The organism is Pseudomonas sp. Q1-7 (assembly GCF_028010285.1).
Lineage (GTDB): Bacteria > Pseudomonadota > Gammaproteobacteria > Pseudomonadales > Pseudomonadaceae > Metapseudomonas.
The window spans coordinates 5,671,876-5,694,813 of the sequence record NZ_CP116304.1 but is presented as its reverse complement, the minus strand read 5'-3'; the positions used below and the strand labels follow the sequence as shown (position 1 = coordinate 5,694,813).

General features: G+C 65.9%; 22 protein-coding genes. 14 read left to right on the top strand and 8 right to left on the bottom strand.

Going from position 1 to position 22,938, the window contains the following annotated elements; all coding sequences use genetic code 11:
• Nucleotides 1–144: 144 nt before the first annotated feature.
• Nucleotides 145–552: an acyl-CoA thioesterase gene (locus PJW05_RS26200; RefSeq protein ID WP_003457836.1), complete on the bottom strand. Its 408-nt coding sequence runs from the start codon at nt 550–552 to the stop codon at nt 145–147.
• A 272-nt stretch (nt 553–824) separates the two neighbouring features.
• Between PJW05_RS26200 and PJW05_RS26195 the strand changes: the two genes are divergently transcribed.
• On the top strand, nt 825–2,114 hold the full coding sequence (locus PJW05_RS26195) for an MFS transporter (protein ID WP_271409832.1): 1,290 nt from the start codon (nt 825–827) through the stop codon (nt 2,112–2,114).
• A gap of 159 nt (nt 2,115–2,273) precedes the next feature.
• Here PJW05_RS26195 and PJW05_RS26190 read toward each other — a convergent pair whose 3' ends face one another.
• Complete coding sequence (locus tag PJW05_RS26190; protein ID WP_271409831.1) at nt 2,274–3,578, bottom strand: PQQ-dependent sugar dehydrogenase; 1,305 nt, start codon at nt 3,576–3,578, stop codon at nt 2,274–2,276.
• A gap of 159 nt (nt 3,579–3,737) precedes the next feature.
• Between PJW05_RS26190 and PJW05_RS26185 the strand changes: the two genes are divergently transcribed.
• The 7 genes from PJW05_RS26185 (at nt 3,738) to PJW05_RS26155 (ending at nt 12,867) form a co-directional block, all read left to right on the top strand.
• On the top strand, nt 3,738–4,709 hold the full coding sequence (locus tag PJW05_RS26185; protein ID WP_271409830.1) for a phosphate ABC transporter substrate-binding protein PstS family protein: 972 nt from the start codon (nt 3,738–3,740) through the stop codon (nt 4,707–4,709).
• A gap of 518 nt (nt 4,710–5,227) precedes the next feature.
• Nucleotides 5,228–7,213: an ABC transporter permease subunit gene (locus tag PJW05_RS26180; RefSeq protein WP_271412308.1), complete on the top strand. Its 1,986-nt coding sequence runs from the start codon at nt 5,228–5,230 to the stop codon at nt 7,211–7,213.
• 120 nt (nt 7,214–7,333) lie between these two features.
• Entirely contained in the window at nt 7,334–9,004 is a 1,671-nt protein-coding gene (pstA, locus tag PJW05_RS26175) for a phosphate ABC transporter permease PstA (protein WP_271409829.1), read from the top strand.
• Between the two features lie 69 nt (nt 9,005–9,073).
• A complete protein-coding gene (gene pstB, locus PJW05_RS26170; protein ID WP_271409828.1) occupies nt 9,074–9,907 on the top strand; it encodes a phosphate ABC transporter ATP-binding protein PstB in 834 nt (277 codons plus the stop codon).
• A 142-nt stretch (nt 9,908–10,049) separates the two neighbouring features.
• Nucleotides 10,050–10,796, top strand: a complete 747-nt coding sequence (gene phoU, locus PJW05_RS26165; protein ID WP_271409827.1) for a phosphate signaling complex protein PhoU — start codon at nt 10,050–10,052, stop codon at nt 10,794–10,796.
• 161 nt (nt 10,797–10,957) lie between these two features.
• The gene (locus tag PJW05_RS26160) at nt 10,958–11,866 is read left to right on the top strand and encodes a response regulator (protein WP_271409826.1); all 909 of its coding nucleotides are present in this window, start codon (nt 10,958–10,960) and stop codon (nt 11,864–11,866) included.
• A gap of 104 nt (nt 11,867–11,970) precedes the next feature.
• A complete protein-coding gene (locus tag PJW05_RS26155; protein ID WP_271409825.1) occupies nt 11,971–12,867 on the top strand; it encodes a peptidoglycan DD-metalloendopeptidase family protein in 897 nt (298 codons plus the stop codon).
• Between the two features lie 76 nt (nt 12,868–12,943).
• Here the strand turns inward: PJW05_RS26155 and PJW05_RS26150 are convergent, their stop codons facing one another.
• The 3 genes from PJW05_RS26150 to phoB form a co-directional block, all read right to left on the bottom strand.
• Nucleotides 12,944–14,284 (bottom strand): hemolysin family protein, encoded by a 1,341-nt coding sequence (locus tag PJW05_RS26150; protein WP_271409824.1) that lies wholly within the window; start codon nt 14,282–14,284, stop codon nt 12,944–12,946.
• Nucleotides 14,285–14,360: 76 nt separating this feature from the next.
• Entirely contained in the window at nt 14,361–15,665 is a 1,305-nt protein-coding gene (gene phoR / locus PJW05_RS26145) for a phosphate regulon sensor histidine kinase PhoR (protein ID WP_271409823.1), read from the bottom strand.
• Between the two features lie 36 nt (nt 15,666–15,701).
• The gene (phoB, locus tag PJW05_RS26140; RefSeq protein ID WP_028626921.1) at nt 15,702–16,391 is read right to left on the bottom strand and encodes a phosphate regulon transcriptional regulator PhoB; all 690 of its coding nucleotides are present in this window, start codon (nt 16,389–16,391) and stop codon (nt 15,702–15,704) included.
• Nucleotides 16,392–16,653: 262 nt separating this feature from the next.
• Between phoB and PJW05_RS26135 the strand changes: the two genes are divergently transcribed.
• Entirely contained in the window at nt 16,654–17,040 is a 387-nt protein-coding gene (locus PJW05_RS26135) for a COG4315 family predicted lipoprotein (protein WP_271409822.1), read from the top strand.
• A gap of 37 nt (nt 17,041–17,077) precedes the next feature.
• On the opposite strand, the gene ubiA is transcribed toward PJW05_RS26135, so the two are convergent.
• Complete coding sequence (gene ubiA, locus PJW05_RS26130; protein ID WP_271409821.1) at nt 17,078–17,968, bottom strand: 4-hydroxybenzoate octaprenyltransferase; 891 nt, start codon at nt 17,966–17,968, stop codon at nt 17,078–17,080.
• Nucleotides 17,969–17,995: 27 nt separating this feature from the next.
• Nucleotides 17,996–18,550 carry a chorismate--pyruvate lyase family protein gene (locus PJW05_RS26125; protein ID WP_271409820.1) on the bottom strand — a complete coding sequence of 185 codons (555 nt, stop codon included), beginning with the start codon at nt 18,548–18,550 and terminating at the stop codon, nt 17,996–17,998.
• A gap of 173 nt (nt 18,551–18,723) precedes the next feature.
• Between PJW05_RS26125 and PJW05_RS26120 the strand changes: the two genes are divergently transcribed.
• The 5 genes from PJW05_RS26120 to PJW05_RS26100 all read left to right on the top strand — a co-directional run bounded on the left by PJW05_RS26120 (nt 18,724) and on the right by PJW05_RS26100 (nt 21,421).
• Nucleotides 18,724–18,891: a rubredoxin gene (locus PJW05_RS26120; RefSeq protein WP_271409819.1), complete on the top strand. Its 168-nt coding sequence runs from the start codon at nt 18,724–18,726 to the stop codon at nt 18,889–18,891.
• A 150-nt stretch (nt 18,892–19,041) separates the two neighbouring features.
• Nucleotides 19,042–19,209: a rubredoxin gene (locus PJW05_RS26115; RefSeq protein ID WP_271409818.1), complete on the top strand. Its 168-nt coding sequence runs from the start codon at nt 19,042–19,044 to the stop codon at nt 19,207–19,209.
• Nucleotides 19,210–19,282: 73 nt separating this feature from the next.
• A complete protein-coding gene (locus PJW05_RS26110; RefSeq protein WP_271409817.1) occupies nt 19,283–20,431 on the top strand; it encodes an NAD(P)/FAD-dependent oxidoreductase in 1,149 nt (382 codons plus the stop codon).
• A 188-nt stretch (nt 20,432–20,619) separates the two neighbouring features.
• Nucleotides 20,620–20,892, top strand: coding sequence for an HU family DNA-binding protein (locus PJW05_RS26105; RefSeq protein WP_016495401.1), 273 nt, complete (start codon nt 20,620–20,622; stop codon nt 20,890–20,892).
• Between the two features lie 136 nt (nt 20,893–21,028).
• Complete coding sequence (locus tag PJW05_RS26100) at nt 21,029–21,421, top strand: helicase (protein WP_271409816.1); 393 nt, start codon at nt 21,029–21,031, stop codon at nt 21,419–21,421.
• A gap of 68 nt (nt 21,422–21,489) precedes the next feature.
• Here PJW05_RS26100 and PJW05_RS26095 read toward each other — a convergent pair whose 3' ends face one another.
• A complete protein-coding gene (locus tag PJW05_RS26095) occupies nt 21,490–22,896 on the bottom strand; it encodes an HDOD domain-containing protein (RefSeq protein ID WP_271409815.1) in 1,407 nt (468 codons plus the stop codon).
• Nucleotides 22,897–22,938 lie beyond the last annotated feature (42 nt).

Here is a 22,938-nt window from a genome sequence, read left to right as displayed (position 1 = left end):
GCGTGCTGGCTGCAAGGTGGATGAAAAGGCTGGGCCAAAGGCAATTCGTAGGCGGGTGCCGAGCCTGCGAAGCCCCGCGATGACTGGCATGTGGGCGTCGCCCCATGAAAAAGGGCCGCTTCCGCGGCCCTTCCCTGGTGTCGCTCAACCCCGGCGTGGCGGGACGGGGCGGGTGCGGCCGCTGCCGTCGATGGCGACGAAAACGAACACCGCTTCGGTGACCTTGCGCCATTCGCTGGAGAGCGGGTCGTCGCTCCAGACTTCCACCAGCATCTGGATCGAGCTGCGGCCGATCTCCAGGGTCTGGGTATAGAAGGAGAGCTGGGCGCCCACCGCCACCGGTACGAGGAATGCCATGCGGTCGATGGCCACCGTGGCCACGCGGCCCGCGGCCACCTTGCTGGCCATGGCGGTGCCGGCCAGGTCCATCTGGGAGACCAGCCAGCCGCCGTAGATGTCGCCGAAGCCGTTGGTTTCCCGTGGGAGCGCGGTGATCTGCAGGGCGAGGTCGCCTTGCGGGGTGAGGTTTTCTTCTTCTTCGATCTCGATCATGCCGGAACTGCCTGTTTCGTGTGTGTGGCGCCAATGCCTGGAAGGGGTTCGTTCCCTTCCTTCCCTGTGCGCCGCCGACCCACTGCATGCCGACCTGCGCTGAACAGCGCGCAGTATATCGCCACGAGGAGGCGGCAGACGACCGTCACAGCGCGGCGGCGGCGGGTTTTGTGGCTGAGACTGTGTACATTTGACGCTTTTTGATATGTTCGCTGGCGATTCGCCGCCGACGTAGCGGCGGACGCCCTGCGCCCTCAAACGAGAATCCCCACATGTCATCCGTGCTTGCCACCGAGGCGCCTGCCTCGCGCCCGCTGACCCGCAGCGACTACAAGACCCTGTCGCTCTCCGCCCTCGGCGGTGCCCTGGAGTTCTACGACTTCATCATCTTCGTGTTCTTCGCCGCCGTGGTGGGCAAGCTGTTCTTCCCCGCCGAGATGCCGGAATGGCTGCGCCAGTTGCAGACCTTCGGCATCTTCGCCGCCGGCTACCTGGCGCGTCCCCTGGGCGGCATCGTCATGGCGCACTTCGGCGACCTGCTCGGCCGCAAGCGCATGTTCACCCTGAGCATCTTCCTGATGGCGGTGCCGACCCTGATCATGGGCCTGCTGCCGACCTACGCGCAGATCGGCATCTGGGCGCCCCTGCTGCTCCTGCTGATGCGCGTCATCCAGGGCGCCGCCATCGGTGGCGAGGTGCCCGGCGCCTGGGTCTTCGTCGCTGAGCACGTGCCGGGCCGCCATGTCGGCTACGCCTGTGGGACCCTGACCTCGGGGCTGACCGCCGGCATCCTGCTGGGCTCGCTGATGGCGACCCTGATCAACACCCTCTATACCCCGGCGGAAGTCCAGGACTGGGCCTGGCGTGTGCCCTTCCTGATCGGCGGTGTGTTCGGCCTGTTCTCCGTCTACCTGCGCCGCTGGCTGCACGAGACCCCGGTGTTCGCCGAGATGCAGCAGCGCAAGGCGCTGGCCGAGGAAGTGCCGCTGAAGGCGGTGCTGCGCGAGCATCGTGGCGCCATTGCGCTGTCCATGCTGCTGACCTGGGTGTTGTCGGCCGGCATCGTGGTGGTGATCCTGATGACCCCGACCCTGCTGCAGACCGTGTACGGCTTCGATGCCGCCACCGCGCTGAAGGCCAACAGCCTGGCCATCGTGCTGCTCTCCATCGGTTGCGTGGCCTCCGGCGCCATCGCCGACCGCATCGGTGCCGGCCGCACCTTCCTGGTGGGCGGGTTGCTGCTGGCGATCAGTTCCTGGACCTTCTACACCAGCCTCAAGGCCCACCCGGACTGGCTGTTCCCGCTCTATGCGCTGACCGGCCTGTTCGTCGGCACCATCGGCGCCGTGCCCTATGTGATGGTCAAGGCCTTCCCGCCGGTGGTGCGTTTCTCCGGCCTGTCGTTCTCCTACAACCTGGCCTATGCGATCTTCGGCGGCCTGACGCCGATGGTGGTGTCGTTGCTGATGAAGTGGGACAGCCTCGGCCCGGCCTATTACGTCGCCGCCTTGTGCGGCGTGGCGATGCTGATCGGCCTGTTCCTGATCGCCAGGAAGCGCTGAGCCCTGTATCCCCCGGCTCCTCTCTCTGACGAGGAGAGGGGGACTCGCGCCTGGCACTCACTGCCAATTCTGCGCAGTTCGCAGGATGGGTAGAGCCCGCGAAACCCATCGATCCGCAGTGATGGGTTTCACGTCGTTCTACGCCATCCTACGAGAGCCTCACTTCTTCGCCGCGCTCACCCGCCAGACCTTGTTGCCCACGTCGTCGGTCACCAGCAGCGCGCCCTTGCCGTCGAGCTTGACGTCCACCGGGCGGCCCCGGGCGTTGCCCTGTTCGTCGAGGAAGCCGGTCAGCACGTCCACCGGCTGGCCGTTGGGCTTGCCGGCCTTGAAGGGCACGTAGATCACCTTGTAGCCACTGTGGGGCCTGCGGTTCCAGGAACCGTGCTGGCCGACGAACAGCCCGTTCTGCAGGTTCGGCAGCGTGCTGCCCTTGGCGAAGGTGATGCCGAGACAGGCGGTGTGTGCGCCCAGGGCGTAGTCGGGGACCAGGGCCTTGGCCACTCTGTCCGGCCGTGGTGGCTGCACCCGCTCATCCACGTGCTGGCCGAAGTAGCTCCAGGGCCAGCCATAGAAACCGCCGTCCTTCACCGACGTGATGTAGTCCGGCACCAGGTCGCTGCCCAGTTCGTCGCGTTCGTTCACCGCCGTCCACAGCTTGCCGGTCTGCGGTTCCCAGGCCAGGCCGTTGGGGTTGCGCAGGCCGGTGGCAAAGAGGCGTTTGTTGCCGCTGGCGCGGTCCAGCTCCCAGATCGCCGCGCGGCCTTCCTCCACCTCCATGCCGTTCTCGCCCACGTTGCTGTTGGAACCGACCGTGATGTAGAGCTTGCGGCCGTCGCGGCTGGCGATGACGTTCTTGGTCCAGTGGTGATTGAGGCCGGCCGGCAGGTCGGTGACCTTGGTGCCCGGCTCGCTGATCTCGGTGGCGCCCTTTATATAGGGGAAGCGCAGCAGGGCGTCGGTATTGGCGACGTAGAGGTCCTTGCCCACCAGCGTCATGCCGAAGGGCGAGTTGAGGCCCTGGAGGAAGGTGCTGCGCAGGTCGGCCACGCCGTCGCCGTTGATGTCCCGCAGCAGGGAAATGCGGTTGGCGCTGGGCACCCGGGAGCCGGCTTTCTCCATGAACCAGCCGGCCACCCAGTTCTTGAGGCCGGCCGGCTTGTCGGCGACCGGCGCGGCGCTCTCGGCCACCAGCACGTCGCCATTGGGCAGTACGTAGAGCCAGCGCGGGTGTTGCAGTCCCTCGGCGAAGGCGACGACCTGGGTGCCGGCGGCCGCCACGGGCTTGGCGCCCTGGGGCCAGCCGGTGGCGGGGGCGATGTTGACGGTAGGAATGAGGGTTCTGTTCGGTGCCGGCAACCGTGGGTTCGGGCCGATGCCTTCCTCTACTCGCAGAGTGGCCTGTTCGCTGCACGCCGTGCACAGGGCGAGGAGGGCGAGGGGGAGCAGGGGATAAGGCGTCATGGGGCTGTCTCCAGGTGGTTGCTCGGGCATTGAACCCGGTTGGACACGCGATGATGGCCATTCATCCAATTGTCACAATCGGTTCATAGAGTGGTCATACGGCCTCTCGATACTGGCCCCCGTTGCATTCAACCCCCTCGTCCTGCTTAGGAGCAAGGCATGAAACTGAAGCGTTTGATGGCGGCCCTGACCTTCGTCGCCGCCGGCGTCGCTACCGCCAGCGCAGTAGCCGCCGTCGATCCGGCCATTCCGGCCTACCAGAAGACCACTGGTGTTTCCGGCAACCTGTCCAGCGTTGGTTCCGACACCCTGGCCAACCTGATGACCCTGTGGGCCGAGGCGTACAAGCGCGAATACCCGAACGTGAACATCCAGATCCAGGCTGCCGGTTCCTCCACCGCGCCGCCGGCTCTGACCGAAGGCACCGCCAACCTGGGCCCGATGAGCCGCAAGATGAAGGACGTCGAGCTGCAGGCCTTCGAAGAGAAGTATGGCTACAAGCCGACCGCCGTTCCGGTGGCCGTCGACGCCCTGGCGGTCTTCGTGCACAAGGACAACCCCATCAAAGGCCTGACCATGCAGCAGGTCGATGCGATCTTCTCCGCCAACCGCCTGTGCGGCGGCAAGAGCGACGTGAAGACCTGGGGCGACCTGGGTGTGACCGGCGACCTGGCTTCCAAGCCGGTCCAGCTGTTCGGCCGTAACTCCGTATCCGGCACCTACGGCTACTTCAAGGAAGAAGCCCTGTGCAAAGGCGACTTCAAGCCGAACGTGAACGAGCAGCCGGGTTCCGCTTCCGTCGTTCAGTCCATCAGCCAGTCGATCAACGGCATCGGCTACTCCGGCATCGGCTACAAGACTTCCAGCGTGAAGACCGTGGCCCTGGCCAAGAAGGAAGGCGGCGAGTTCGTTGAAGACAACGAGCAGAACGCCCTGAACGGCACCTACCCGCTGTCCCGCTTCCTCTACGTCTACGTGAACAAGGCGCCGAACAAGCCGCTGGCTCCCCTGGAAGCCGAGTTCGTGAAGATGGTGCTGTCCAAGCAAGGCCAGGAAGTTGTCGTCAAGGACGGCTACATCCCGGTTCCGGCCAAGGTGGCCGAGAAGACCCTGAAGGAACTGGGCCTGTAATCCAGGCCGGATAAGGGAGTGGCGGCCCTGTGTGCGCCGCTCCGCAAGGACGCAAGGGCGACGGGAGACCCCTGTCGCATGAAGCCCGCCCGAGGTCTCCTCTGGGTGGGCTTCGCCACGTCAACTCGCTGTAATTTTTCTGTCACACGAAGGCCGTAGGCTGTGCGCCCATCGTAAAAGCCTGTGCAAGCCTCCTGTGGCAAGAGCCCGAATCCATGACTGACCTGGCCAACTCCCTGACTGCCTCGAAGAATCCGCCCGAGCGTATCGATTTCAATACGCCGGCGCTGGTGCGCAAGCGCAAGATGCGTGCGCTGAAGGACCGCCTGACCCGCTGGTATGTGCTGGTTGGCGGCCTCGCCGTGCTGGCGGCCATCACCCTGATCTTCTTCTACCTGGCCTATGTGGTGCTGCCGCTGTTCCAGGGCGCCGAACTGACCGCCCGCAAGGTGCAGGCCCCCGCCTGGCTGCAGCAGGATGCCGGCAAGCCGCTCTTGCTGGCCCTGGAAGAACAGAACATGGTGGGTATGCGCGTCGCCGACACGGGTGAAGTGCAGTTCTTCGCGGTGAAGGACGGCAGCCTGCTGCAGCGCCAGCAACTGCCGCTGCCGGCCGGTGCCAGTGTGGTCTCCATCGGCCAGGACCAGCCCGGCAGCCCGCTGGTGGTTCTCGGCCTGTCCAACGGTCAGGCGCTGCTCTTCAAGCACGGCTACAAGGTCACCTACCCGGACAACAAGAAGGCCATTGCACCCCAGGTCAGCTTCCCCTATGGCGAGCAGCCCATGGTGCTGGACGTCCAGGGTCGCGCCCTGGAGCACGTGGCGCTGAACGTCAATGACGAAACCCTGATGATCGCCGGCTCCACGGGCACCCAGTTGCACGTGCAGCAGGTCGTCAGCGAAGAGAACATGCTGACCGGCGAGACCACCCAGGAGCAGAGCAGCGTCGAGCTGCCGCAGATCGGCGAACCGATCAAGGCCATCTATATCGACCCGCGTCAGCAGTGGCTCTACGTCCTCAACGGCCGCGCCCACGCCGATGTGTTCAGCCTGCGCGAACACACCCTGGTCGGCCGCTACAAACTGCTGGAAGACGGCGAGCGCGAAGTCACCGCCAGCGGCATGCTGCTGGGCGGCATCTCGCTGATGGTGGGCGACTCCAAGGGCAGCATCGCCCAATGGTTCATGGCCCGCGATCCCGACGGTTCCTCGCACCTCAAGCGCATCCGCGACTTCCAGCTGGGCAACGCCCCGGTGGTGCAGATCACCCCCGAGGAGCGCCGCAAGGGCTTCGTCGCCCTGGATGCGTCCGGCCACCTGGGCGTGTTCCACAGCACCGCCCACCGCACCCTGCTGGTGGAGCCGGTGGCCGATGCGTCCGGCCTGCTGGCCCTGTCGCCGCGCGCCAACCGCGTGGTGGTGGAAGAGGGTGGCCAGTTCATGCCCTTCCGCCTCAGCAACCCGCACCCCGAGGTTTCCTGGAGCGCGCTGTGGGGCAAGGTCTGGTACGAGAGCTATGACGAACCCAAGTACGTCTGGCAATCCACCGCCGCCAACACCGACTTCGAGCCCAAGCTGAGCCTGGCGCCGCTGACCTTCGGTACCTTGAAGGCCGCCTTCTACGCCATGCTGCTGGCCGCCCCGCTGGCCATCGCCGCCGCCATCTACACCGCCTACTTCATGGCCCCGGCCATGCGCCGCAAGGTCAAGCCGGTGATCGAGCTGATGGAAGCCCTGCCCACGGTGATCCTCGGCTTCTTCGCCGGTCTGTTCCTGGCGCCCTATGTGGAAGGCCACCTGCCGGGCATCTTCAGCCTGCTGCTGCTGACCCCCTTCGGCATCCTGCTGGCCGGCTTCGTCTGGAGCCGCCTGCCGGAGTCCGTCCGCCTGCGCGTGCCGGATGGCTGGGAAGCGGCCATCCTGATCCCGGTGGTGGGTCTCACCGCCTGGTTCGCCCTGGGCATGAGCCCGCTGCTGGAAAGCTGGTTCTTCGACGGCGACATGCGCCTGTGGATCAGCAACGACCTCGGCATCACCTACGACCAGCGCAATGCCCTGATCGTCGGCCTGGCCATGGGCTTCGCGGTGATCCCGAACATCTTCTCCATCGCCGAGGACGCGGTGTTCAGCGTGCCGAAGAGCCTTACCTACGGCTCCCTGGCCCTGGGCGCCACGCCCTGGCAGACCATGACCCGCGTGGTCATTCTCACGGCCAGCCCGGGCATCTTCTCGGCGCTGATGATCGGCCTGGGCCGTGCTGTGGGCGAGACCATGATCGTGCTGATGGCCACCGGCAACACCCCGGTGATGGAAGTGAACATCTTCGAAGGCATGCGCACCCTGGCCGCCAACGTCGCGGTGGAAATGCCGGAGTCGGAAGTCGGCGGCAGCCACTACCGGGTGCTGTTCCTCTCGGCCCTGGTGTTGCTGACCTTCACCTTCATCATGAACACCCTGGCCGAGCTGATCCGTCAGCGCCTGCGCAAGAAATACGCGTCGCTTTAAGGGCGCGTCTCGTAGAGACGCATCTGATGACCCTCTCCCCGGAGGGGAGAGGGCGTAAAAACACGAAACCTCCGGCCTCGCGGCGGGAGGAAATGAAAGACTCAAGCGGTGGAGAAATCCGTGAAAAAGGTTTCCCTGAAGAACTGGTTCAAGAGCGGTGCGCCAGGCGTCTGGATAAGCGGTGGCGCGGTGTCCATCGCGGTCATCATGACCCTCGGCCTGCTCGCGGTGATCGCCGTCCGCGGCCTGGCCCACTTCTGGCCGGCCGACCTGGTGGAGGCGCAGTACAGCGTGCCCGGCCAGACCGCCAAGCCGGTGATCGGCGAAGCGGTGCAGATCGAGGAAGTGTCCCGTGCGCGCCTGAAGGGCGCCGGCCTGCCGGTGCCGGAAGAGGGACCGGAGTTCATGACTCGCGAGCTGCTCAAGGTGGGCAACCGCGACGTCTACGGCAGCGATTTCACCTGGGTAGTGGGTGATTGGCTGCAGGACCAGAAGTACCCGACCGAGCTGCTGGCGCTGGAACGCCGCGAGTGGGGCAACTTCTATGGTCGCCTGGTGGCGGTGAAGGAAAACGGCCAGGTGGTGGCTGAAGGCGAGGCCGCCATGGCCGAGCTGGAGAAGCGCCTGGAGCGCGTCACGGCCCTCTACGAGCAGCTCTACCGACTGGAGAAGGGCGACATCGGCAGCATCAACCACGGCCTCGAGCGCCTGCGCCTGCAGACCCGCAAGCTGGAGCTGAACGATGCCCTGACCGCCGAGGCCCAGGCCGACATCGCCGCCCAGCGCGCCGAGCTGGATGCCCGCTACAAGGGCCTGGAAGAGCGCCTGATGGGGCTGCACCAGGAATTCAACCGCGACAGCGTGGTGGTCCGCGAAGCCGGCGGCCGCGAGCAGGAAATCAGCCTCGGCAAGGTGGTCCACGCCTACCAGCCGAACGCCATGGGCCTGTTCGACAAGCTCGGCTTCTACTTCGCCAAGCTGTGGGAGTTCCTCGCTGACGACCCGCGCGAGGCGAACACCGAGGGCGGTATCTTCCCGGCCATTTTCGGCACCGTGATGATGACCCTGATCATGGCCGTGATCGTCACCCCCTTCGGCGTGATCGCCGCCATCTACCTGCGCGAGTACGCCAAGCAGGGGCCGCTGACCCGCGTGATCCGCATTGCGGTGAACAACCTGGCGGGCGTTCCGGCGATCGTCTACGGCGTGTTCGGCCTGGGCTTCTTCGTCTACGTGCTGGGCGGTTCCCTGGACCGCCTGTTCTTCCCCGAGGCCGCACCGGCGCCGACTTTCGGCACCCCGGGCCTGCTCTGGGCGTCCCTGACCCTGGCGATCCTCGCCGTACCGGTGGTGATCGTGGCCACCGAAGAAGGCCTGGCGCGTATCCCGCGCGCGGTGCGTGAAGGCTCCCTGGCCCTTGGTGCGACCAAGGCCGAGACCCTGTGGAAGGTGGTTCTGCCCATGGCCAGCCCGGCGATGATGACCGGCCTGATCCTCGCCGTGGCCCGCGCCGCTGGCGAAGTGGCGCCGCTGATGCTGGTGGGCGTGGTGAAGCTCGCGCCGAGCCTGCCGGTGGACGGCAATTACCCCTACCTGCACCTGGATCAGAAGATCATGCACCTGGGCTTCCACATCTATGATGTCGGCTTCCAGAGCCCCAACGTCGAGGCCGCGCGCCCGCTGGTGTACGCCACCGCGCTGCTGCTGGTGCTGGTGATCGCCCTGCTGAACTTCTCGGCCGTCGCCATCCGTAACCACCTGCGCGAGAAATACAAGGCGCTGGACAGCTGATCGTCCAGCACCGCCCGAATTGCCTGAGGCTTACAGCTTGTAGCGCGAAGCTACGAACGGAGTGAACACATGCAACACGAAACCCACAGCCACGGCGTCAACATTTCCGCCCTTGGCCGCGACAAGCAGAACCTGAGCCTGGCCGATGAGACCGTGGCCCTCGAAGTGCCCGGCCTGTCCCTGTTCTACGGCGAGAAGCAGGCTCTGCACAACGTCAGCATGAACATCCCGAAACAGCGCGTGACCGCCTTCATCGGCCCGTCCGGCTGCGGCAAGTCGACCCTGCTGCGCTGCTTCAACCGCATGAACGACCTGGTGGACGGCTGCCGCGTCGACGGCGAGATCCGCCTCTACGGCAGCAACATCTACCGCAAGGGCGAAGACGTGGCCGAGCTGCGCCGCCGCGTGGGCATGGTGTTCCAGAAGCCCAACCCGTTCCCCAAGAGCATCTACGAGAACGTGGTCTACGGCCTGCGCATCCAGGGCATCAACAAGAAGCGCGTGCTGGACGAGGCCGTGGAGTGGGCGCTGAAGGGCGCCGCCCTGTGGGACGAAGTGAAAGACCGCCTGCACGAATCCGCCCTCGGCCTCTCCGGCGGCCAGCAGCAGCGTCTGGTGATCGCCCGCACCATCGCGGTGGAGCCGGAAGTGCTGCTGCTCGACGAGCCCTGCTCGGCCCTGGACCCGATCTCCACCCTGAAGGTGGAAGAGCTGATCTACGAGCTGAAGAGCAAGTACACCATCGTCATCGTCACCCACAACATGCAGCAGGCGGCGCGCGTTTCCGACTACACCGCGTTCATGTACATGGGCAAGCTGATCGAGTTCGGCGACACCGATACCCTGTTCACCAATCCGGACAAGAAGCAGACTGAGGACTACATCACCGGTCGCTACGGCTAGTGACCGATCCCAATCGCGCCGGACTGCGTCGGCGAAGCTTGCCGTGCCTCTCGCACTGTCTGCGCTTCGCCTCCTTGCCCGACACGATTGGTCTACGGCCACGGCAACCTGGAAGAACATTCGGCTTAACAAGGGTTAGAAAATGATCGACAAAGACAGCCTCACCCATCACATCTCCCAGCAGTTCAACGCCGAGCTGGAGGAAGTGCGCAGCCACCTCCTGGCGATGGGCGGCCTGGTCGAGAAACAGGTCAACGACGCGGTCACCGCGCTGATCGACGCCGACTCGGGCCTGGCCCAGCAGGTGCGCGAGATCGACGACCAGATCAACGAGATGGAACGCAACATCGACGAAGAGTGCGTGCGCATCCTCGCCCGCCGCCAGCCTGCCGCGTCGGACCTGCGTCTGATCATCAGCATCTCCAAGTCGGTGATCGACCTGGAGCGCATCGGCGACGAAGCCTCGAAGATCGCCCGCCGGGCCATCCAGCTCTGCGAGGAGGGCGTTGCCCCGCGTGGCTACGTCGAGGTGCGTCACATCGGTGACCAGGTGCGCAAGATGGTCCAGGAAGCCCTGGACGCCTTCGCCCGCTTCGACGCCGACCTGGCCCTGTCGGTGGCCCAGTACGACAAGAACATCGACCGCGAGTACAAGACCGCCCTGCGCGAACTGGTCACCTACATGATGGAAGACCCGCGCGCGATCAGCCGTGTGCTCAACGTCATCTGGGTCCTGCGTTCCCTGGAGCGCATCGGCGACCATGCACGCAACATCTCCGAGCTGGTGATCTACCTGGTACGCGGCACCGACGTCCGTCACCTGGGCCTGGCGCGCATGGCCGAGGAAGTGCAGGGCAACGGCGGCGAAACGGGCTCCACCAAGGGCTGATTCGCCTCCCCCCCAAGAGACGCCCGGCCCCGCGCCGGGCGTTTTGCTTTCCGGTGCCGGGATCGACCCGTCGGTCGAGGACGGGCGCCGTGTTGCAAAACAGGCTTGGCAATTGGCTATCAGCCAAGGCTATCCTTAGTCCGGTTTTCAAGGAGTAGTCGATGGGCAAGGTCAATGTGCTGGTGGTGGACGATGCATCCTTTATTCGCGATCTGGTGAAGAAGGGGCTGCGTGACAATTTCCCCGGCATCCAGATCGACGAAGCGATCAACGGGCGCAAGGCCCAGCAGATACTCGCCCGCACCGCTGTCGACCTGATCCTCTGCGACTGGGAGATGCCCGAAATGTCGGGCCTCGAACTGCTCACCTGGTGCAGGGAGCAGGACCACCTGAAAACCACCCCCTTCATCATGGTCACCAGCCGTGGCGACAAGGAGAACGTCATCCAGGCCATCCAGGCCGGCGTCTCCGACTACATCGGCAAACCCTTCTCCAACGACCAACTGGTCACCAAGGTGAAGAAGGCCCTGGCTCGCACCGGCAAGCTGGAAGCCTTGATGGCTGCCGCGCCGGTCCGGTTGCCCGGCGCCGGTGGTTTCGCCAACGACTCCCTCGCGGCGCTCACCGGTGGCAAGGCCGAGGTGGTGCGCCCCGCGCCGGCACCCGCCGCGACCGTTGCCCGGCCTGTTGCCGCGCCGACTCCCTCGGCGAAGTCCGCCGCCCAGGCCCCTGGCGGCCGTGGCCAGGCTCAACTGCGCCTGCCCGGCGGCCTGCTGGCCTGCGTGATCAAGGCGCTGAGCCTGAAGGATGCGCAACTGGTGGTGCGCCGTGGCGAGCTGCTGCCGCAGGTGCTGGAGAGCGCGGTACTCGACCTGGAACAGGGCGAAGGCGGCGAGGTGGCGCGGCTCAACGGCTACCTGCACGCCGTCGCGGCCCTGGAGCCCAATCCCGACAGCGAGTGGCTGCAGCTGACCTTCCGCTTCGTCGACCGCGACCCGCAGAAGCTCGACTACCTGTCCCGCCTGATCGCCCGTGGCACCGCGCAGAAGCATTTCGTCCCCGGCGCCTGACCGTCCAGCCAACCCCGTCACAGCCCGGCGGCGAATGCCTCGCCCAGTGCCGGGGGCACTGCTAGTCTTCGCTGACACGGAGCACAGAAGAACAACGGGCCGACATGCTGGGGCGACTTCTTTTTCTGCTGCTGTTGTCCGGCCTTGGGCTGCCGGCGGCGGCGCTGACCATCTACAAGTACACCGACGCCAACGGTGTGGTGACCTACACCGACCAGGCGGTGGCGGGGGCGCAAGTGTTCGTCTTCCGTGATCGTATGGTCGAGCGGCTGGAACTGTCGGTGAAGCTGGAAACCAAGAAGCACGACGCCGGCGAGACCTTGCAGCTGCGCAACGAACTCTTCGCGCCGGTGGAAGTGGAGCTGCGCATCCAGGACGCCGAGAACGTCAGCGGCGCACCCGACCAGCCGATCCGCTGGGTACTGGCACCGCGCAGCAGCATGCGCATGGTCACCCTGGCGCCGACCGATCCCGCCCGCCCGATGCGCTACACGCCCAAGCTGCGCTACGCCATGGGCGATCCGCGCCTGCAGCCGGTGCTCTACCGCTACCCGCTGCCGTGGATGGGTGGCCCCTTCCGCCTGACCCAGGGCGCCAACGGCCGTTACAGCCACTTCACCCCCAAGGGGCGCTACGCCCTGGATATCGCCATGCCCGAAGGCACGCCGATCGTCGCGGCGCGGTCGGGGATGGTGGTGAAGATCGAGAACCAGCAGAGTGGCCGCGGCAACAACCCATCGGGCAACTTCGTGCGCATCCTGCATGACGACGGCACCATGGGCGTCTACCTGCACCTGATGCGCGGCTCGGTGCAGGTGCGCGAAGGCCAGCGCGTGGCCCTCGGCGAGCGCATCGCCCGCTCCGGCAACACCGGCAACAGCACCGGCCCGCACCTGCACTTCGTCATTCAGCGCAATGTAGGCCTGGCGCTGGAGTCCATTCCGTTCCAGTTCGCCCAGCCGGTGGATACCCTGCCGAACTTCGCGGTGGGCGGGGAGTAGCGCGGCGGGAATGGGGGAGTCCCCTGCTGCCGAGTACGTCGCCCGACCCATTCTGCGGGTAGGGAAGCCAGGCTGCTCAGTCCAGCTTGAGCACCTTGGCCAGGATGATCTTCGGGCCCTTCATCTTCTTCACGATGATGCGCAGGCCGTCGGTTTCCAGGACTTCCTCCTCCTCCGGCACGCGGTTGAGGGTTTCGTAGATCAGCCCGGCGAGGGTGTCGGCTTCCACGTGGTCGAGGTCGATGCCGAGCAGGCGCTCCACCTTGAACAGCGGAGTATCGCCGCGCACCAGCAGCTTGCCCGGCTGGTAGGCGAGCACGCCGCGTTCGGTCTTGCGGTGTTCGTCCTGGATATCGCCCACCAGCACTTCCAGCACGTCTTCCATGGTCAGGAAGCCCACCACCTTGCCGTCGGCTTCTTCCACCACGGCGAAGTGCGCGCCGCCCTGGCGGAACTGCTCCAGCAGGCGCGACAGCGGCATGTGCTTGGTGACCCGTTCCAGCGGATGGGAGAGTTCGGCCAGGTCGAAGGTTTCCGGCAGGCTGTCGAGGGCGGCCAGGGCCAGCAGCAGGTCCTTGATGTGCAGCACGCCGATGAACTCGCCTTTCTGCTCATCGTGTACCGGGTAGCGGCTGTACTTGTGGCGGCGGATCACCGAGAGGATGTCCGCCAGCGGCGCGTCATGCTCCAGGTAGATCAGGTCCTCGCGGGAGTTGGCCCAGTCCACCACTTCCAGCTCGCCCATTTCCACCGCCGAGGCCAGCACGCGCATGTCCTGGTCGCTGGGGTCGCGGGCGCGGCTGGAGTGCAGGATCAGCTTCAGCTCGTCGCGGCTGTAATGGTGTTCGTGGTGCGGGCCGGGCTCGCCCTGGCCGGCAATGCGCAGGATGGTGTTGGCGCTGGCGTTGAGCAGCCAGATGGCCGGGTACATCAGCCAGTAGAAGGCGTACAGCGGCGCGGCGGTCCACAGCGAGAGCAGCTCGGGCTTGCGGATGGCCCAGGACTTGGGCGCCAGCTCGCCGACCACGATGTGCAGATAGGAAATGATGAAGAAGGCAGTGAAGAAGGCGATGCCGTGGATCAGCTTCTCCGAATCGATGCCGATGTATTCCAGCAAGGGTTGCAGCAGATGGGCGAAGGCCGGCTCGCCAACCCAGCCCAGGCCGAGGGAGGCCAGGGTGATGCCCAGCTGGCAGGCGGAGAGGTAGGCATCCAGCTGGTTGTGCACGGTGCGCAGGATACGGCCGCGCCAGCCGTGCTGGTCGGCGATGGCTTCGACGCGGGTGGCGCGCAGCTTGACCATGGCGAACTCGGCGGCCACGAAAAAGCCGTTGAGCAGCACGAGGAAGAGGGCGAAGAGAATCAGGCCGAAATCGGCGAAATAGGTGAAGAAGCTGGTACTGGGGGAAGGGTCCATGGGGGTTTTGGCTTGAAAATGACCGGCTAAGGGTGAAGGCTGCACCCCGAGTTTGCAAGTCGGGGTGCGAGGGCGGTCAGCTGCGCTGAACCACCTGGGGGGTGGGGAAATGGCAGGTGAAGGTGCTGCCCTGGTTCAGCACGGAACTGATGTCCAGGCGCCCGCGATGGCGGATCAGCACATGCTTGACGATGGCCAGGCCCAGGCCGGTGCCTCCGGTGCTGCTGTTGCGGCTGGAATCCACGCGGTAGAAGCGTTCGGTCAGGCGCGGCAGGTGCTTGGCCTCGATGCCGATGCCGCTGTCCTGCACGCTGAGGTGCGCCCCGGCTTCGTCGCCCCACCAGCGGATGCGGATCTCGCCCTCGTCCGGGGTGTATTTCACCGCGTTGAACACCAGGTTGGAGAAGGCGCTGCGCAGCTCCGCCTCGCTGCCTTTCAGCTTGAAGTTGTGGTCGGCTTCCAGGCTGATGCGGTGGTGGCGGTTGCCGGACAGGGCGATGGCGTCGGCCTTGATCTGCAGCAGTACCAGGTCCACCGCCACCGGCTGGCTGTCCGAGGGGTAGTCGGTGGCTTCCAGCTTGGCCAGCAGCAGCAGGTCGTTGAGCAGGTTCTGCATGCGCTTGCCCTGCTGGCTCATCTGCTGCAGCGCGCGGGTCCAGCGCGGGTTCACATCCTCGACGTTGTCCAGCAGGGTCTCCAGATAGCCGGCGATCACCGTCAGCGGGGTGCGCAGCTCGTGGGAGACGTTGGCGACGAAGTCCTTGCGCATCTGTTCCAACTGGTGGAGGCGGGTGACGTCGCGCACCAGCATGAGGTGCTCGCTGTTGCCGTACTGGGTGATGTGGAACTGCAGGCGCAGGCGATCGTTGACCGGCGAGGGCAGGTCCAGCGGCTCGTGGTACTGGCCTCGCTCGAAGTATTCCTTGAAGCGTGGGTGGCGGATCAGGTTGGTCACCGGCTGGCCGCTGTCCTGCGGGGTCTTCAGCCCCAGCAGGGTTTCCGCGGCGCGGTTCCACCAGTCCAGGTTGCCGTCGCTGTCGAGCATCACCACCGCATCCTTGAGGGCGGCGGTGGAGTCCTGCACGCGGTCGATCACCGCTTGCAGGCGACCGCGCACCCGCTGATCGCGGCGCTGCAGGTGATAGATGCTGTCGAACACCTCGCCCCAGAGGCCGTAGCCGTCCGGCGGCGGCTCGTCGGGCTGGTGCTCCTTGAGCCATTTGTACAGGCGCAGCAACTGCGCCAGGGTCCAGCCCAGGTAGGCGCCGAGGCCGATGACCAGCGCCCAGGCGTATTGGCCGGTGGCCAGGCCCGCCAGCAGGCAGGCACCGATCAGCAGAAGCAGGCGGCGGATGACTACGCCGCGCCAGTCTTGATTCACCTATCGCGTCCTTGTGCGGGCCCTTGGGGGCCGGGTTCAGCTTTTGGTGGAGAAACGATAGCCGGTGCCGCGAACAGTCTGAACCAGATTTTCGTAGACCTCGCCGAGGGCCTTGCGCAGGCGGCGGATGTGCACGTCGACGGTGCGCTCCTCGACGTAGACGTTGCCGCCCCAGACCTGGTCCAGCAGCTGGCCGCGGGTGTAGGCGCGCTCCTGGTGGGTCATGAAGAACTGCAACAGGCGGTATTCGGTGGGGCCCATCTCGGCGGGCTTGCCGTCGATGGTCACACGGTGGCTGATGGGGTCCAGCAGCAGGCCGCCGATGGCGATCGGCGCTTCGCTGTCGCTGGGGCCGGCGCGACGCAGCACGGCTTTCAGGCGGGCCACCAGCTCGCGGGGGGAGAAGGGCTTGGTGATGTAGTCGTCGGCGCCGACTTCCAGGCCCTGGATCTTGTTGTCCTCTTCGCCCTTGGCCGTGAGCATGATGATCGGGATGTCGCTGGTCAGGTCGTCGCGCTTCAGGCGGCGGGCCAGCTCGATCCCGGAGGTGCCGGGCAGCATCCAGTCGAGGAGGATCAGATCGGGTTTGCGATCGACGATGATGGCGTGGGCCTGCTGGGTGTTCTCGGCTTCCAGGCAGTCGTAGCCGGCCATCTCGAGGGCGACGGCGATCATTTCGCGGATCGGTGCTTCGTCGTCGACGATCAGGATGTTCTTGCCAACCATGTTCAAGCCTCAAAAAGGTCGCGTGTATGACTGATTGCGCCGCATTAGATAACGGAATTATTGCAGGGATGTGACATCCCGATTCCGGGAACCGATGGTGTCCTGCCCTCGTCTATGCTCAATGAGGCCGCCACCAGCCCGGCGGCGGCCCGGAGCCTGGCACGGGGCGTGGACCCCGTTGCATCTCGCATGGCTGCGACCACACGCCGTGATCCAGCTGCCGCCAGGCTGTCGCTGTCCATTCCGAGGAGAGGCTAGAAAAATGAAACGTATTGTCCCCCGATTCGTTCCGCTGCTTGCCGGTGCCTTGCTCAGCTGGCCACTGGCGGGCCTGGCGGCCGAGCCGGCGATGGAGAAAGACGGCATGCTGGTGGATGCCAATGGCATGACGCTCTACACCTACGACAAGGATTCAGGCGGCAAGTCGGCCTGCAACGGCCAGTGCGCGCAAAACTGGCCGCCACTGATGGCCGAAGCCGACGCCAAGGCCGAGGGCGAATGGAGCCTGGTCACGCGCGATGACGGCTCCATGCAGTGGGCCTACGACGGCAAGCCGCTGTATACCTTCGTCATGGACAAGAAGGCCGGGGATGTCACTGGCGACGGCAAGATGGGGGTCTGGCACGTAGCCAAGCCCGAGGCCTACTGAGTCGTCCCTGGGACGGTGCCTTGCTGCGCGCTGCGCTTCAGCGCAGCGCGTAGTCGGCGACGATGCCGATGAGGATCGCCAGGCCCGCCCAGTGGTTGTGCAGGAAGGCCTTGAAGCAGGCCTGCGGGTCCCGCGTGCGGGTGCTGTGGTACTCCCACACGAAGCAGGCGGCCGCGGCCACCAGGCCCAGGTGGAAATACAGTCCCAGCTCGAACTTGTTGCCCGCCAGCAACAGGCAGAGCAGCGCCAGGCCCTGGAGGATGGCGATGATCAGGCGGTCGGCGTCACCGAAGAGAATGGCGGTGGATTTCACCCCGATCTTCAGGTCGTCGTCGCGGTCGGTCATGGCGTAGTAGGTGTCGTAGGCCACCGTCCACAGCAGGTTCCCGATGTACAGCAGCCAGGCTGCCGCCGGCAATTCGCCGGTCTCGGCAGTGAAGGCCATGGGCATGCCCCAGGAGAAGGCCGCCCCCAGCACCACCTGCGGGTAGTAGGTGTAGCGCTTCATGAAGGGGTAGCAGGCGGCCAGCAGCAGCCCGCCGAAGGACAGCCAGATGGTGGCGGCGTTGGTGAACAGCACCAGCACGAAGCTCGCCGCCAGCAGGATGAAGAAGAACACCAGTGCCTCGCGCGGCGTGATGCGGCCGCTGGCCAGGGGCCGGGCGCGGGTGCGGCTGACGTGGCCGTCGAAGTTGCGGTCGGCGTAGTCGTTGATCACGCAGCCGGCGGCGCGCATCAGGTTCACGCCGAGGATGAAGATCACCAGATTGGCCAGGCTCGGGCTGCCTTCGCCGGCGATGCACAGCGCCCAGAGCGTGGGCCAGAGCAGCAGGTAGATGCCGATGGGCTTGTCCAGCCGGGTCAGCTGGATGAAGTCCATGGCACGGGGATGCAGGCGGTTGAGTGACTGCAGCAGGGTCAGGTACATCGGCGGCTCTCCCTAGGAAGAGCCGGATTATACGGTCTCGATACCCGCCTGGCGCCACAGCGCGGGCAGGAAGATCTCCGCCACCAGCACCTTCAGGTCTCCACGGGAGAAGCACGAGCGGCGGCCCCAGAGTCGTTCGCCACGCACGTCCGGTGGCAGCAGCGGGGCGGGGTAGCGGGTGACCTCGATGGCGCCGCGTTCGAAGGCGCGGTCGCTGAACAGCAGCTCGCCCAGGGAGCGGCTGCCGAGCTGGTGCAGGTCCAGCCCCGAACCTTCCAGGGCCTGGCGGGCCGCCACGCTACGGGCGAACACCCAGGTCTCGCCATGGCCACGCAGGAACACCTCGCGCACCCAGCCCTGGCTGCCGGCGGGAATGCCCAGGGCGCAGCACTCGTCGGCGCGCAGGCTCTGCCAGCCTTCCTCCAGCGGGGCGACGCTGAAGGCGTTGTCCGAAAGCGCGGTGAGCCGGCGGGTCAGCGAGCCCTGGTCGAACAACCAGTCGCGGATGCCGGTGGCGGGCGCGGGGTGGAGCTGGGCGGCGGTCAGCCAGCGGGGCGGATGGGCGAGGGCGGCGTGTGGCACGGGCGGGGCTTGGGCGGTGGAAGACGGCGCAGATTATCACGGTCGATGCCGGTCGGCTGCCTCTTGCCGGCTGGCGGGTGAACCAGTACAAAACGGCCCTGAGTCCCTGAACCGACCGCAAGCGTCCCGCAGAGGCAGCCGGTCGGGAACGCCTGATCGTGGAGAACTGAGTGATGAAGAAGTGGCAATGTGTGGTGTGTGGCCTGGTCTATGACGAGTCCCAGGGCTGGCCGGATGACGGCATCGCCGCCGGCACCCGCTGGGAAGACGTGCCGGAAGACTGGCTCTGCCCGGATTGCGGCGTGGGCAAGCTGGATTTCGAGATGATCGAGATCAACTGATCGTCCGCGGGGGAAAGGCCGGCCACGCGCCGGCTTTTTTGTGGGGCGCACAAAGGCCTATCCTCTGTCTGGAGTGGTCCGGCGGCGCTTGGCGGTCGCCGGTCTCCTGGAGTAGGTTCAGCACGGCTCTGCGCGCCGGCGGAGGTGGTCATGCGCAAGTGGCAATGCATCGTCTGCGGGTTCATCTACGACGAGGCCGAAGGGCTGCCCGAGGAAGGGATCCCGCCCGGGACGCGCTGGGAAGACATTCCGCCGGATTGGGTCTGTCCCGACTGCGGCGTTGGCAAGATCGATTTCGAGATGATCGAGATCGCCTGATCCATCCGCCATCCAACCCCATTCAAGCGACGGCCCTTGGGCCGTCGCGTCGTTTCACGAGCAGGAGTGAGCAATGAGTGCACCCGTGGTGATAGTCGGCACCGGCCTGGCCGGATACAACCTGGCCAAGGAGTTTCGCAAACTGGACAGTGAAACGCCGCTGTTGCTGATCAGCGCCGACGACGGCCGCTCCTACTCCAAGCCCATGCTCTCCACCGGTTTTGGCAAGAACAAGGATGCCGATGGCCTGGCCATGGCCGAGCCCGGCGCCATGGCCGAGCAACTGAAGGCGGAAATCCGCACCCATACCCGCATCACCGGCATCGACCCGGCCCACCAGTGCCTGTGGATAGGCGAGGAAGCCGTGCCCTACCGCGACCTGGTGCTGGCCTGGGGCGCGGATACCATCCGTGTGCCGGTGGAAGGCGACGCCCAGGACGCGATCTTTCCCATCAACGACCTGGAGGACTATGCGCGCTTTCGCAGCGCTGCCGCCGGCAAGCGGCGCGTCCTGATCCTCGGCGCCGGCCTGATCGGCTGCGAATTCGCCAACGACCTCAGCCTGGGCGGCCTGCAGGTGGAGCTGGTGGCACCCTGCGACCAGGTGATGCCGGGGCTGTTGCACGCGGCGGCCGCCGGCGCGGTGCAGGCCGGGCTGGAAAGCCTCGGCGCGCGCTTCCACCTGGGACCGGTACTGGCACGCCTGGATCGCACCCGCGAGGGCCTGGAGGCGCTGCTTTCCGACGGCACCCGGATAGCCTGTGACCTGGTGGTTTCCGCCGTGGGCCTGCGCCCGCGCACCGAACTGGCCGCCGCCGCGGGCCTGGCCGTGAACCGCGGCGTGGTCGTGGACCGCGAGCTGCGCAGCTCCCACGCCCATGTGTACGCCCTTGGCGATTGCGCCGAGGTGGATGGCCTCAACCTGCTCTACGTGATGCCGCTGATGGCCTGTGCCCGCGCCCTGGCGCAGACCCTCGCGGGCAAGCCCACGGCGGTGACCTATGGGGCCATGCCGGTGACGGTGAAAACGCCGGTGTGCCCGCTGGTGGTGTCGCCGCCGCCCCGGGGCATGGAAGGCAGCTGGACGGTGGAAGGTTCCGGGGCGGACATCAAGGCGCTCTGCCGCGACGCCGGCGGACGCCTGCTCGGCTATGCGCTGACGGGGGCCGCCGTGCATGAAAAGCTGGCGCTGAATCGTGAGCTGCCGCCGCTTTTGGCATAAATGTCAGCCCTTCTGTCGGATTAAACCTTCGGTTCTTTCGGATTTCCCTTAGAGGACACTGGCGGAGTGCCCATCGGCGTGCCATCCTCCCCGTGGTCTGCCGCAGCGCAGAGCCGTTGCGGCGCCTTGGGCGCTGTTCTGGAAGGACAGCACGGACACAAAAACAACAAACCGTCAAAGAGGCATTTATGCGTAAACCGGAACTCGCCGCCGCTATCGCGGAAAAGGCCGATCTCACCAAGGATCAGGCCAATCGCGTACTCAATGCGGTGCTCGAAGAAATCACCAACGCGCTGAACCGCAAGGACAGCGTGACGCTGGTGGGCTTCGGCACTTTCCTGCAACGTCACCGTGGTGCACGCACCGGCAAGAACCCGCAGACTGGCCAGCCGGTAAAGATCAAGGCCAGCAACACCGTTGCCTTCAAACCGGGAAAATCCCTGAAAGAAGCCGTGAACTGAGCTTCTTCTGCCCGGAACCGGGGAGGTTCCGGGCAGTTCACCCGCAATCCCTCCGTCCCCACCTTTGGCTGGCTGTAGTCCCGCCGGCAAAACGCTACAATGCGCCGCTTTCTCAACCCTTCGAGACCGTGCGCGCATGAAATTCCGCTTTCTTCTCTGGATGCTGGGCCGCCTGATGGCCAAGGCCAGCCGTGACAACGCCGAGTTCCAGCAGCAGCTGGCGGGCAAGGACCTGGTGTTCCAGCTGCATACGTTGGACGGCAAGATCGCCCGTCACTTCATCGTCAAGGACCAGCGTGTGCTGAGCAAACGCGGTCCGGCCAGCGCGCCGTCCTTTGCCATCGGCTTCAAGGACGGCGCCTACGGCTTCGCCACCATGAGCGCGAAGAACAAGCAACTGGCCTTCATGCAGGGCATCCAGAACAAGGACATCCAGATCCAGGGCAACCCGGCGCTGGTGATCTGGTTCCAGGGCCTGACCAAGCACCTGGTGCCGAGGAAGAAGGCCGTCGAGAAGAAAGCGGCCTGAGGCTCGTACCTGGCTGCAGACGCGACAAAAAAGGGGCGCCGCTGGCGCCCCTTTGTCATGCCGGCCGATCAGTGCGGCGCATTGAACTGGGAAGCCAGTTCGCGTAGCGCCGCCTCGGCCTGCAACACCTTGTTCACCGCATCATCGGCCTTCTCGCGGGTCAGACCGAGCGCCTCGAACAGGTCGTCGGGAATCACCACTTCGGGGCCTGAACCAATGCCCTGGTTGCGCAGCAGGCTGACCGCCAGGCACACCAGGTTGGGGTAGGCGGCGTTGTCGCCCTGGTAATCCGGGTCGTGCTGGAAGCGCAGGGCGTCGGAGAGCTCTTCCGGCATGTCCCAGAAGCGCATCAGCCAGCTGCCGATCTGCTCGCGGGTGATGCCCAGCAGGTGTTGCTCGATGTAGCTGTGGGGCAGGTGCGGGTTGACCTCCAGATGCCGGCAGATCAGCGAGAAATGCGGCGGGAAGACATGGGCCAGGACCAGGTAACCGAAGTTGTGCAGCAGGCCGGCGAGGTAGGTCAGTCCGGTTTCGGGGCGCTGGGCGCGGGGCATGGCGCGGGTCAGCCCTTCGATCACCGCGGCGGTGTAGATCGCCTGCTGCCAGTAGGGTGTGGCCTGCTGCGGCTGGTCCTTCGGCAGGCTGAGGGATTTGCCCAGGGCCAGGCCCAGGGCGAGGTTGATCACCAGGTCGAAGCCCAGCACGCGGACGATGGCATCTTCCACCGAACGGATCTTGCCGGGGGCGGCGTAGTAGGGCGACGCAGCCCAGCTGACCACCTGGGCTGCGAGGGCCGGATCGGTTTCCACCACGCCGGTGATGTCTTCGACGGTGGCGTTGGGGTCGACCCGCAGCTTGATGATCTTTTGCGCCGATTCTGCCAGCGGCGGGATTTCGATGGTCTCCTCCAGGCGCTGCTGGATGCGCCGGGCGGTGAAGGCCTGCACGGCCTGGGTGATCTCGGCGCGGTCGTCGGCCGGGCGATCGAGGTTGGGGCGGATTCCCGACAGCGGTTCGCCGAAACGTGCGGCGCTGGCCTTGCCCAGCAGGCTGCGGTAGTCCTCGCTGGCCAGTTCCAGCAGCACCCCCGGCTGGCCCGACTCCACCAGCAGGCGCGGTTCCTGCAGCAGGCGCTCGTCATACAGGCAGGGTGAACTGGTCAGGGGCGGCAGGCCCGGCAGGGTGCCCAGCTGGTGCTTGCCGAGCATGCGCTCCAGGCGCTCCGGCTTGACCGCCACCAGCTTGCGGCCGGTGAGTTCGGCAAGGCGGTTGAGATCCAGCAATTGATCGCGCGGAAAGAGCACCAGCAGGGCGCCGACGGCGTCCTCCAGCAACACCGCCTGGACCCGCCGGGCAGCCGGCAGGCCCGGATGCTCCAGGCGTGCCTGGAAGGCCAGCCCGAGCTTCTCGAGCAGCTGCGCTATCACTTCGGGCGGTTGTGGCGAGGAATCCGGGACGAGGGCGACTTCGGTCATGGCAGCATCCAGCTTTGATTTTTTCTGCCCGGAGTATAACGA

What these genes read in the sequence shown, in the direction of transcription:
- PJW05_RS26135 (WP_271409822.1), top strand. Translation starts at nt 16,654, where the DNA reads ATGAAACGTATTGTCCCCCGATTCGTTCCGCTGCTTGCCGGTGCCTTG.
- PJW05_RS26150 (WP_271409824.1), bottom strand. Translation starts at nt 14,284, where the DNA reads ATGGACCCTTCCCCCAGTACCAGCTTCTTCACCTATTTCGCCGATTTC.
- PJW05_RS26190 (WP_271409831.1), bottom strand. Translation starts at nt 3,578, where the DNA reads ATGACGCCTTATCCCCTGCTCCCCCTCGCCCTCCTCGCCCTGTGCACG.
- PJW05_RS26200 (WP_003457836.1), bottom strand. Translation starts at nt 552, where the DNA reads ATGATCGAGATCGAAGAAGAAGAAAACCTCACCCCGCAAGGCGACCTC.
- pstB (WP_271409828.1), top strand. Translation starts at nt 9,074, where the DNA reads ATGCAACACGAAACCCACAGCCACGGCGTCAACATTTCCGCCCTTGGC.
- PJW05_RS26180 (WP_271412308.1), top strand. Translation starts at nt 5,228, where the DNA reads ATGGTGGGTATGCGCGTCGCCGACACGGGTGAAGTGCAGTTCTTCGCG.
- phoU (WP_271409827.1), top strand. Translation starts at nt 10,050, where the DNA reads ATGATCGACAAAGACAGCCTCACCCATCACATCTCCCAGCAGTTCAAC.
- PJW05_RS26155 (WP_271409825.1), top strand. Translation starts at nt 11,971, where the DNA reads ATGCTGGGGCGACTTCTTTTTCTGCTGCTGTTGTCCGGCCTTGGGCTG.
- PJW05_RS26105 (WP_016495401.1), top strand. Translation starts at nt 20,620, where the DNA reads ATGCGTAAACCGGAACTCGCCGCCGCTATCGCGGAAAAGGCCGATCTC.
- PJW05_RS26110 (WP_271409817.1), top strand. Translation starts at nt 19,283, where the DNA reads ATGAGTGCACCCGTGGTGATAGTCGGCACCGGCCTGGCCGGATACAAC.
- ubiA (WP_271409821.1), bottom strand. Translation starts at nt 17,968, where the DNA reads ATGTACCTGACCCTGCTGCAGTCACTCAACCGCCTGCATCCCCGTGCC.
- PJW05_RS26120 (WP_271409819.1), top strand. Translation starts at nt 18,724, where the DNA reads ATGAAGAAGTGGCAATGTGTGGTGTGTGGCCTGGTCTATGACGAGTCC.
- PJW05_RS26160 (WP_271409826.1), top strand. Translation starts at nt 10,958, where the DNA reads ATGGGCAAGGTCAATGTGCTGGTGGTGGACGATGCATCCTTTATTCGC.
- PJW05_RS26100 (WP_271409816.1), top strand. Translation starts at nt 21,029, where the DNA reads ATGAAATTCCGCTTTCTTCTCTGGATGCTGGGCCGCCTGATGGCCAAG.
- PJW05_RS26095 (WP_271409815.1), bottom strand. Translation starts at nt 22,896, where the DNA reads ATGACCGAAGTCGCCCTCGTCCCGGATTCCTCGCCACAACCGCCCGAA.
- PJW05_RS26195 (WP_271409832.1), top strand. Translation starts at nt 825, where the DNA reads ATGTCATCCGTGCTTGCCACCGAGGCGCCTGCCTCGCGCCCGCTGACC.
- PJW05_RS26185 (WP_271409830.1), top strand. Translation starts at nt 3,738, where the DNA reads ATGAAACTGAAGCGTTTGATGGCGGCCCTGACCTTCGTCGCCGCCGGC.
- phoB (WP_028626921.1), bottom strand. Translation starts at nt 16,391, where the DNA reads ATGGTTGGCAAGAACATCCTGATCGTCGACGACGAAGCACCGATCCGC.
- PJW05_RS26115 (WP_271409818.1), top strand. Translation starts at nt 19,042, where the DNA reads ATGCGCAAGTGGCAATGCATCGTCTGCGGGTTCATCTACGACGAGGCC.